This is a genomic window from Robinsoniella sp. RHS, from assembly GCF_001029355.1.
GTDB lineage: Bacteria > Bacillota > Clostridia > Lachnospirales > Lachnospiraceae > Robinsoniella > Robinsoniella peoriensis.
Genome location: NZ_JNGB01000011.1, coordinates 1 through 11,722 on the forward strand (window position 1 = coordinate 1; position 11,722 = coordinate 11,722).

Sequence of the window (11,722 nt, forward strand, 5' to 3'; positions counted from 1 at the left end):
TCTTCGTATCCCTGATGTGTCTTTCCTTCCATTTCTACAGTTATGACAGCCTGACTGGAATCAGCCAGTTCCGCAAGTACAATATTCGTAGCGCCATTGCCTGACTCCCAATCTCCCGCTCCCGATGGACATATATAAAGATCCTCCTGATCCAGTCCCCAGGTTCCTTTTACCGGATTTAGAATCGTAAGTGCATTGGAAAGAACCTTGGTATTCTCCCTGATCACTACCAGCTTTGCTGCTGATATACCGTTGGAAGCAGTTCCCTTCACAAGTACCGCACCTGCTTTTTTGGCGGTAAGAAGACCGTCCTGGCTGATAGCTGCTGCGTCAGAAGCCGCTCCTGTCCTGATATCCTCCACCGTATAAACCACATCTTTCATCTGCGCATTTTCCGGATATAGGGCAGCGGTAATCTGCAGGGTACTTCCTGCCCCATCCAGCACATCACTTTCGGAAATTAGCTTTACAGACTGGGGGTAGATTATTTCTGTCTGGGCTCCCACATTTACCTGCAGCGGGGCGGAAGCATATTTTCGGTCATTTATAACACTATATGCCCGGATCAATGCCTCTCCTTTGGAAATTCCCAATATCTTTCCATCTGCTGAAACTTTTGCAATATCCGGTGAGCTGCTTTCATAATAAACTTCTCCCAGAGCAGCAGCTTTTTCCCCCTCTCCGATGGATATCCCTTCCTTATCTGACAAATTAATATCACTAACGTCCATATTATTTATGGATACATTCATTTTCATTCCTGCATCATATTCATTATTTTGTATCGAGACATTCTTGCATCCGTTAAAGGAATACAGATCATTATCCAGCTGGCTTGCTGAAGATTTCACTTCTGCCTGCAGACCTTCTCCAACACTTATCGTACATTCTTGTGCCGTTTCGCCGTTTAAAGTCAACGCCAGATCCACATTTGGTTCAAATCGGAATATACGGTTGCCTTCTATCGTTATTCCGTCCACACTCTTGGCATCTACTACCTTGCTGCCCGACTGGTAAAATTCATTTCCTGTAATCTGAATGTTTTTATGAACGGTACTGTCTACCGAGACATTGGGATTTGTGGGTTCAATAAAGATCACACCATTTCCCTGGCAGCGGTAAAACTTATTATTCTGTATCGTTACATCTTCCACTCTTCCAGACTCATACCAGCTCTGTGCATCACAGGAAATATAGATTGCCGCCATGGACGTGCCCTCAAACACATTTTCCTCAATCAGCACCGGTTTGCGTGTTGTAACCAGTATTCCTCTGGTTGGGATCTGCTTAAATGTATTTCTGCGAATCTCCACTTCCGGCGTATCGGTAATATTCTCTGCCACAAACTGCCATTCCTGTACCTCATCCGGAATCGGCTCTGTAAACCGTATTACGGTATCCGTAAGACTGATTCCTTCACTGCTGCTGCCGGTAGGGCCGCTGATGATTTCCTCCACTGTACAAATGGAATCCTCCAGGGGAAGCATGTTGCTCTGCCTTGTAAACTCTACCTGATCTCCTTCAAAGAAACTTGGAAATCCTGCTGTTTCATCGTGATTATATCTTACTGTCACTTCTCTTCTGTCACCGCTGATACTCACTACCTGCTGGAAAGTTCCGTGTATATTAATCGGATCATCATGTGGATTTGCAAAATAACAGTCCTCTACCAGAATCTTTCCTCCACAGCCTGACATCTGAAGAAAATCCGCATATCCTGCCGTAGTTCGGCCGGTTTCCTCCGGTGCCCGGAAGTCTACATCCCGCAGTGAAATATTATCCGTAGTCTGCCCCACCATTCCAAATCCGTGGAGATACCGGATATCTAAATTTTCCATCTCAATATCCTTACTGAGCCAGAAAAAAAGCTCCCGGTGTATCTCTGCGGGTAGGACGCATCTGGTAACACATGCCGGTTGTCACACTGTCCGGCTTTCCATTGTAGGTAATTTTTACTCTTCGATTGCCCAAGTCTTCCATTCCTGCCCGGTTATCAAAAAGTTCATTGCTGCGTGTAGTTATCCCTGTCCTTAGGTCTATGCTCTGGGCATAATTATTTTCAAACTTGTCTGTACCTGTCCAGTAGTATTTGCCTGTATAGGGGCTTTTGTCACTGAACCAGTTAATTTGGCCATTCTCTATGGAATACTCGTAGCACTCCGGAATATATACGGTAGCTGTATTTCCATCCACAGATTCCACGGTTATATCTACAACGGTGGGTACCTCGAAATCAACGGTAAAATTCTGAAATCTTACATTTTCACTTCGGATCGCCGCAAAAGCCGTCATTTTCCCATGAAAATTAATGACTGAACCATTGCCTTCCATCACAATGTGATTGAGGTCTTCTATCAGAATACCTATTTTTTTATCTTTATAAGCCGAATCGGCACCTACTGTATTCGAGACATAAAGCTCTCTTTCTTCTGCCTTATCCGGATAAATCTGGTATTTACCCTGAGGAAAATCAATTACAATTTCCTGTTCCGGATTTTTCTTTCTCAGATATGCAGCTCTGTCCAGTGCTTTTATAACGGCCTGGGCACTGTCCTTGCTTCCTTTGGGATCTGCTCCGTAATCAGTGACGTGAATGATATAATCCTCTGGCTTTTCCGGTTCTTTTTCTTTCAGCCTCTTCATTTCCCGGTCGAGCTCATCATGTGCAGCATTGATCTCTTCCTGACTGGCCCTTTCATCCTGGAAGACATTTTCCGCCTGAAGCAGTGATGCCTTGAATTTCCGGAATCCATCACCGTCAGGATCGGTATAATCCTGCAGTACTATATCCTGTGCCTCTTGCAAAAGTTTACCCAGTAGTGTTTTATCTCCTCTCTGATACTCTGTCAGAAATCTGGCATCTGCCCAGTCCGCGTGATCCGACCAGTTATTTTCTCCCTGCTCTGCAACAAGTATGATTTTCTCCGTTAAGCCGCCGATTTCCAGATCAATCGTTTTTTGGGGTGTATTACTGACCATTTCACCGCTGTCATATACCGGATCCTGCTTTTCATCATTAAAATATACTTTAAACCTTACACTTGCGGGATTGCCTGCTGAGTTCTGAGAATAATCTATTCCCACATTACTTCTGAACCGCGTGTAACCTTTATTCTTGATATCATATACGATCCTGGACTCAGCGTGGGTTCCCAGACCCTTTTCATATACTGCCGGATTCTGTTCTTCATCCGTTAGACAGATCTGCTGCCCTGATGAGGAAACATCCCTGTTTACCGAACCATATCCTGCTTCTGCGCTTTTCCATTCAAGATCGGATAAATATACGGCATTTTCCTCCTGTGCATCCTGCTGGTATTCTGCGTAAGATTCAATATAAGTGGCATCTCCTCCATTGTCACCTTCTGCATCAAGTACAATCTGGATCAGATCTCCCTTTAGTACTTGACTGGTGGTAAGAATCTGCAGTGTCTTTCCGGCTTCCAGTACTTCCTTATCTTTATTTACCGGCCATATTCTTTCCCCGTTTTTTAATACCGAAAGGGAAACCTGCCCAGGCTGGTTCAGATATTTCTGTGCAGATGCCCGAAGGGACAGCCGTCCTGCCTGTGGTGCCTCAAAGGTACGGACAGCATTTACATTGGATGCAGGGTGCATATATCTGGGACCTGCATACAGCCAGTTACCGCCTTCCCATGCATATTCACCTGCTATATAACCTCCTTTGCCTTCTAAATCGGAAATGTCACCGCTTTCTTTATCCATTTTCCGGTATGTCCATCCGTTAGCACCATTTACACCCGGCACAAAACTTTCCCAGGCTCCATACCTTTGTTTGCGCTCTTCTTCCCTGATGTGAATCTTGTATTGTTTCACACCCTTTTTGTCTGGTGAGACAACCTCTGCCGTAATATTATTATTTTCATCTGGCGCTATACGGATATACTCCATATCCATCAAAGTATCCCCATGCCCGGTTTCCACTTTTTCTCCATTAATGGTAATCTGTGAAGCAGTGTTTGCCGGAAATGCTTTCACCCAGAATTCCTTTTCATTTCCGGTTAAGCTTATCTCATACGCTGTCTGTTTCTGCCGGAATAAAATGTCATGACCTGCCACTGAAAGTCCCGACAGATTATAATCTTTAACCGTATCCACACCTTTATCTTTAAATAGTTCCAATTCTTTTATGGAAGCACGGGGCAGGCTGCCTCCTGTTTCTCCCTGGGTGGATTCTACTTTCGTAAATTCTATTTTAATATAACGGATCTTAGATGCAGTAAAATAGTCCAGTTCGCCATTTGCATGGGCAGTTTTTGAAGACTCAGACTTTTTATCCCAATTTACATTATCCGAAGACGTGTAGATTGTATAGGTACACTTCAGATAATCATGTTCCACAGCCAGTCTGGCATTCCGGATATCGTATTCCTGTCCCAAATCCAGATACAGGGATTCACTGTTCTGTTCTGTTACTTTATTTCCGCTTCTCCACAGGGTGAGAATGTCGCCATCCACCGCATTGTCCGGTACGGTACCCACATCACTGCTTGTTGCCGTAACTGCAGCTTTTACAGCCACATTCTCTTGCAATTCACTTTCATCGGGATTTCCCTTTCCTTCTGTTATATAAAGAGACAGCCAGCATGGAATAACTTCATTTAGTCCTTTTTCATCTTCCGCACAGAGCATCAGGGTTTTTACTCCTGTAATATCCACATCGATCTCTGCTGCTTTTGACGTTACCGGGTCACTTACATACAAAAGCGCACCGTCTCCATATATCTTAAATTTCACTCCGCTTTTTGTCTTTTCCGGATTTTTAACAGCGGCTTTCCCAGTCAGCTTCTCATAGCCTCCGTCCAGTTCGAACATAACAGGAGCCATGTTTTTCACTTCCATGCTTTTGGTATAATCCTCTCCATCTATAGAGACCGTGTCTTTTACAATCCCAGGAGGATCCTCTCCGGGAACACTTTCCTGTTTGTCCGTCAGATACATTGACACCTGGTCCATAGGCGTGCCCTGTGCAATCTCTTCATAAGGAACCCTTTTATCTGTCATCTCCCTGGTTTGAAGCTCAACGGATTCCGGCTCCATACCGGGCGAACTGACCGTTACCTGGATTTTCCCCGGGTTCTTACCAGCCTGAATAAAGATTCCTGCAACTCCTGCTTCCGCATTAACAGGATTAGCACCTACTCTTTTATCACCATTTCCGATAATACTTCCCTGTCCTTCTACCGAAAACTTTAATTTATTGTCGGCTTCTGCGCATACGTTTCCTTCTTCATCCAGCACATATGCATATACCATAACCTGGTCAGAACCATCCGCTGTGAGTCCATTACCCGAATCATCCACTTCCAGCCTGAGTCTGGCCGGTTCCTTTGCCGTATGTACTTCCTGACCGGCAATTACATTTCCATCTGCATCATAACCTTCCGCCTTTAAATAAGAACCTTCCGTATATGGTACATTTTCAAAATAATAGGGCGGGTGTTCCAGATTAGAAGATGTTCCCTCATCCAGCGGGACATTTTCCTGTTCCCATAATATTTCATCATTCTTGCCCATAACACAAAGTTTAACTTTGTCGGCATTACTGTACACATAGATCATTCTTTTGCTATCTGTTCCCACCGTTTCCTGATTAGACTTATCCACCACAGGCGCCTTCGTCCCCCAACTGCTGGCTATAAAAATCATTGGGCCTGTCGCAACATCCTGAGATTCCAGGTATTCATCCTCTGCGGTTGATCTCTGGCTTGCAAAAGCATAGTAGGAATATTTCGGTATTCTCTTTAAATCCCATATTCCGCAAGGAGACATCGTTTCATGATATCCTCTGTTGTGGTCAATTCCAATCCACATGGTCATGCCTGCAAAACGATGTGCGCTATCCTTGTAATTCTGTATTCCTTCTGACAGGGAGACCGCTCCGGTTCCTTCAAATGAGTATCCCTTCCATAGTCTGTTATTAGCCTGTTTCACCATTCTTGCCTCACCACCGGGATAAAATGACTCTTTTCCCCTTGTAACGCGGCAGTCATTAATAAAATTACCAAACTGCTCTTCCCAGTGATCTCCATATTCCCGAATAAGGGACAGTGCAGTATCTGACCAGGATTCTACTTCTTCCGGTGTCCCGTATAAGATATCTCCTTTTGCTCCCCCATGTGGATTTTCTGCAGAAGTTTTCAGTGAGGGATGCTCTTCTTTTGCCACTTGCTCCAGTTCATTTGTAAATCCTTCCGGTACACCGGGAGATTCATTTAGTGATATCTCAAAAGTAAGAATACTGGGATGATTTCTGTCTCTTCGAACCATCTGCCTGATATCATTTTTCACACGCTGTGCAAAAATTTTATCATCCGACCAATGCTGCCATCCAGGTATCGCCTCGATGACTAAAATTCCCAGTTCATCACAGGCCTTTAAAAATTCTTCCGACTGGGGATGATGTGCTGTTCTCACAATATGAAACCCGGCCGATTTAAACTTTATGGCATCTCTCCTCTGGAGGGAATCAGATGCCGCATATCCGATATAGGGATATTCCTGATGCCTGTTGACACCTGATAAAAACCCGGCATGCTTATTGTTTATCAAAATACCTTTTTGTGCGTCCATCTCGATTTTCCGAATACCTGCCGGAGTCTCTGTCCGGTCTGTCTCTGCACCGTCAGCATATACTTCAGACACAATGGTATGCATATACGGATGATCCAGATCCCATAATTCAGGATTTTCAACAGTAACCGATTGTTTTACCTCTCCGGCGCCAGCACCCGGCAAGGACAATGTTTTCCTGTCTTCACCTACCACGGTACCATCTTGATTTATAATTTTTGTAACCAGAGAAATCTGCTTTTCTTCTTTATCTTCATTTCTGATATGCGTCTTAATATCCACAATAGCTTGTTCCGGGGACACCTCCGGAAAATCTACCAAGATCCCGCCTCCTGCTGTCTCATCCTCAAAAAGCTCATCTGTAATATGAACGTTATTCACGGAATGAAGCCAGACATTTCTATAGATTCCTCCAAAATAAGTGAAATCCAGCTGACCCTGGGGTTTACCCGGGGGAACATTTACATTATCGCTGTTATCGGTTAAAACGGTGATTACATTTGCCTCGCCGTCACAATGAACAGCATCTGTAATATCCAGAATAAACGGCAGATATCCGCCGTATTGGGTATTTTCTCCTGTTTTTTCCGCCATATGTCCCTGGAGATGCTTGCCATTTACCCATACGTCCGTCACACCCATGACACCTTCAAATTCTATATACAGCTTTTTATCTTTGTACGAATCTGACAGATAAAAATGTTTTCTGTACATGGCAGGCCCCTGATAGTTTTTTCCTCCGCTGGTATTTTCTTCCTCAAGTCTTACGGAATGGGGCAGATCTACGTTCTCCCACCGTTCCAGCTCCGCCATATCATAATCTGGCTTTACTGCTTCCGGAATATTCCGCCTTACAAACTTCCATCCCTGGTTAAAATGCAGCTTCTCCCGTCCCTGTTCCGCTTCTATCTGCACAATGTCATCTTTTGCAGACAGTATCATACGCGGGGATAACACCAGTCCGACTGCCATCATCAGAACAAAAACCCATGTAATTCCTCTTCTCTTCATCATGTACCCTCCATAATTACCGTCCCCTAGAGCGTGTTGAGCTAATATACCGCGAAGTGGTGCAGATGGCGGGAATGAATTTTCAAACTCGCTCTATCGAATGGGACTTTCCTGGAATTATTATAGCATGGTGATTTTAAGATCTTTTAGGACTATTTACCTGGTATTTTTCACTATTTTGGGATTTCTGTCAGGCTTTAGAACTTTCTTTAGAATTTAGAATTTTATTATGATATTTCCAATGTTCAGGATCCGGGTCCTGAACATTGGTCGCTGCCCGTTTGCCACGGATGCATTATTATTTCCGCAATGCAGCCGCCGGCTCCGTATGCACTAACGGCAGACTTGCACCACCGCTTATAACCATAACAACAGCAAAAGCAGCGATGATTGTCAAAACGGCCTGTGTACCGGACACAACAAGGGGTAACCCAAACAGACTGCTGATTAACATACTTCCCCCAAGTAATCCCAGTTCCACCACGGCTGTGAGTATGGAGAGAAACAGATTCTCCCGGAGAATCATACCTGTGATCTGATGCCTGTAATAACCCAGCGCAGACAATAACCCTGCCTCCCGGTATCGCGTATTTTGCAGCTTAATCAGAAGTACGGCACAGATAAACAGTCCGATCCCCAGAATCAGAACAGACAGTACCAGGAACAGCTTACCCAGACTTTGAAAGGTATTCTGTAATGCGTATACTTCGTCTGAAGCATTGGTGGAATCCAGTCCCTGCAGTTTGAGCCGGTTGCTGACCGCCACGATATCAGAGAATTTTTTCACATCATAACTGATGGAATAATTGTCCTGGTCCGTTAGATTCTGATAGAACTTCTGTTCTATATCCGAGCTGATGGTAAAATCGTCATAACCCGCATTATAGATACCGCTAATTGTAACAGTATAACTTTGACCATCCAATTCCAAAACAAGCTCCCTGCCAGGCAATGTTTTAATATCTGCTGCCATCTTTCTGGCAAGGCTTGGGGTAATTGCAATCTCATTCATTCCTTTCCTTGGCATAATCCCATACGACAGCCCCTGTGCTGCCTTTGGGACAGGAAATTTTTCAGCCAGAACCTCGCTTTTTCCATTGATATGCAAAGATATATTTTCTAATTTATATTGGTAATAAACATTTTCTATACGTTCGTCCGATTTTAAATAGGATAAAATAGTCCCGTCATCAGCACCCCTGATGTATCCGTTATTAAATGCCGTGTTCTTTGCCTCAAACTCCTGGATAGACTGATCCATCACATTGCCAAAGGAAAGGGAAAATAAAAATGCCAGCATACCGATGGATATTGCCAGTGAAACGGCGATATAACGCTTTATGTGAACCTTAAAATTTTTAACTGCTTTGGATACCATGGATCTTTTATCCGGATTACTTTTCTTAAATGTTTTTTTATTTTCATTTAATTCTTTTCGATTTGCCGATGGTTCTTCTAATATTTTTTTCTCCTTAATCTGAATAACTTCATCTGCAAATGCGCTTATTTTTTGGTCATGCGTAATTACAACCACCAGTCTGTCCCGGGAAATTTCCCTGAGCAAATTCATGATTTCTGTAGACGCTGCACGATCCAGTGCACCGGTAGGTTCATCTGCAAAAATAATCTGCGGGTCATTTACCAGGGCTCTGGCTATGGCAACCCGCTGTTTCTGACCGCCCGAAAGAGTCTCTGACATCTGATTTTCTTTTTCTTCCAGACCCAGCCTTTTCAGTAGGGCCTTTCCCTTTTTCTGAAATTCCTTCCCTTCCTTTTCCGATTCACAGGCTAGTAATACATTTTCCAAAACGGTATATCCGGGAAGCAGATGATAGTTTTGAAATACAAAGCCTATGTTATCCCTGCGGTATTCACAAAGAGAATCAGCCTTCATCTTACTGATGGAAACCCCTCCTGCTAAAATCTCACCACTGTAATCGGTATCAAATCCCGCAAGCAGATTCAGTAAGGTGGTTTTACCGCCTCCGGAAGGTCCCATGAGACATACAATCCCGGTATCGGGGAAATCAAAACTGCTGTGCTCCAGTATAACGTTATTCCCATATTTTTTTGTAACATCTTTTATTCTGATCATCTTTACCGGTCTCCTGTCTTAAGGGAATTCGTAATTTTCGCTGACAAACTCACCAGAGTTGTTACACTTCCGGAAAGCATACCCATTGCAAGGACAAGTAATACCCCCGCTCCAAGCATCTTACCATTTAAAATATTCACATTCCAGAATGCAGTAGCTGCAAAATCAGCTATCGGTGACATACACAAGAATAAAACGGCTGACACCACTATGGAAAAAAACGCCTCAGTAAATGACATCAGTGCCAGATGTCTTCCGGCATAACCGCTGACTTTATAAATCGCATATTCCCGTTTCCGAATCAAGGCAGTGATGATTGACACTGCCAGAATAATGACTACCGACATGATCCCAATAACAACAACTGCCGCCCCGGACTGCTGGCTCGTCTGCTGGTTTAAACGTACCATATCCTCCACAAGCTCGAATCTTCCTAAAGGCACAATACCGTCTGCATTCAATTCGTCTTTTATTGCTATCATATCTGCCGGAGTTTTCGCCCGAATGGAAAAATTAACTTCTTCGTTCTTAATCCCCGCCTGGTTTCTCATTTCATCAATGGCTGATTTGCTGAAGAAAAAGGCATCATCCACAGAATATTCCATTAACTCCTCACCAGCATCATATTTTACCGTTGTATCCATCACTCCCACAATTTTACAATCCGATGTAACCGGCATCAAAACAGGTTCTCCGCTATCCCAATTATAGACTGCACCGGTAAAAGTAACCGTCTTACCCAATGCCTCTTTGTCAGCCCACCCTAATTTCTTCACGAAGCTCTGCGGAACAACAATTTCATTTTCGTTTCCCATTGGCATTACCCCTGCAGTCAGCTTGTTTATAACGGGTACGGAATTACTTGTATCAATTTTTATGTCATTACCGTCAACGGTTACCTGGATATCGCTATACGCCTGGGTAAAAACGATATGTGAAACCCGGTCATCAGATAAATACTTCTCGTACAGCCCGTCAATATCCTGTGATACATTTGCATCCGGCTCATCATTTTCTTTTCCGTCCGTACCTCCTGCACTCATAAAACTGTTAACAACGCTGATATCCAAAATGCTGTCACCATATGTACGAAACAGTTCATCAAAGGCTGATTGGCCCGTATCGGTAATCCCGCCGCTCACTGTGACAAGTAATAAAACCGCCCCCACCATGAGCGACAGCACATGAATGGCAAATCTTCCCCACTTGCTTTTCAGGTTGCTCCAGGCCAGCCTTATTGCATGATATATGCCCAGGCTATGTGCTTTGTTTTGGCCGGCTTTGTTTTGGTCGGCTTTTTTTTGGCCGGCTTTGTTTTCATATCGATTGGTTTTAATCTCCTTTCTGTCTGTTTCATCAGTTGTGCTGACCAGTTCCCCTTTGTCCAATTCATGTACTTTATCCTTCTGATCAATCAATGCAGTATTATGGGTTACTATGATCACGGTTCTTTTCTTTGAAATTTCCCGCAAAATTTTCATAATAATTTTTGAAGACTGTTCATCTAATGCACTTGTTGGTTCATCTGCTATGATTACCTGTGGGTCTTTCAGCAGTTCACGGGCAATCGCCACGCGCTGTTTCTGTCCGCCTGACAGCCTGCCTGTCTTTTGCATTGCCAGCCCGTCAATTTTCAGATCCGCCAGGACTTTCATGACTTCTTTTTTATTCTGTTTCATTTTCAGATACCCGGGAAGCATGATATTTTCTAAAACGGTAAGGTCATCCAGCAGGTTAAAATCCTGCCATACAAATCCAAAGATATTATTATAGTAATAACTCTTATCCCGTTCTGTTAGCTTTTTGATATCTTGTCCCCGGTAAAAAACCTCCCCGTCAAAAGACTGTTCCATTCCACTGATAATTTTTAATAATGTAGTCTTTCCGCTTCCGGAGGATCCTACAATAAAATGAAGTCCTTTGCCTATGGTCATTGAAATTCCCCGCAGGGCAAATTCATCTCCAAATTGTTTTGATACATTTTTAATTTCAAACATATAGTAATCTCCTCTAATTGCCAGG

Annotated in this window: 4 protein-coding genes; all 4 read right to left on the bottom strand. The window is 43.6% G+C overall.

Going from position 1 to position 11,722, the window contains the following annotated elements; translation table 11 throughout:
• Positions 1 to 1,838, bottom strand: a 1,838-nt coding sequence (locus RHS_RS30240) for an Ig-like domain-containing protein (RefSeq protein WP_395021442.1), incomplete at its 3' end; no start/stop codon positions are given.
• A gap of 10 nt (positions 1,839 to 1,848) precedes the next feature.
• Positions 1,849 to 7,608 (bottom strand): NPCBM/NEW2 domain-containing protein, encoded by a 5,760-nt coding sequence (locus RHS_RS05485; RefSeq protein WP_395021444.1) that lies wholly within the window; start codon positions 7,606 to 7,608, stop codon positions 1,849 to 1,851.
• Between the two features lie 295 nt (positions 7,609 to 7,903).
• Entirely contained in the window at positions 7,904 to 9,700 is a 1,797-nt protein-coding gene (locus RHS_RS05490; RefSeq protein ID WP_047832560.1) for an ABC transporter ATP-binding protein/permease, read from the bottom strand.
• 2 nt (positions 9,701 to 9,702) lie between these two features.
• Positions 9,703 to 11,697: an ABC transporter ATP-binding protein gene (locus tag RHS_RS05495; RefSeq protein ID WP_047832561.1), complete on the bottom strand. Its 1,995-nt coding sequence runs from the start codon at positions 11,695 to 11,697 to the stop codon at positions 9,703 to 9,705.
• Positions 11,698 to 11,722: the final 25 nt, after the last annotated feature.

What these genes read in the sequence shown, in the direction of transcription:
- RHS_RS05495 (WP_047832561.1), bottom strand. Translation starts at nt 11,697, where the DNA reads ATGTTTGAAATTAAAAATGTATCAAAACAATTTGGAGATGAATTTGCC.
- RHS_RS05490 (WP_047832560.1), bottom strand. Translation starts at nt 9,700, where the DNA reads ATGATCAGAATAAAAGATGTTACAAAAAAATATGGGAATAACGTTATA.
- RHS_RS05485 (WP_395021444.1), bottom strand. Translation starts at nt 7,608, where the DNA reads ATGATGAAGAGAAGAGGAATTACATGGGTTTTTGTTCTGATGATGGCA.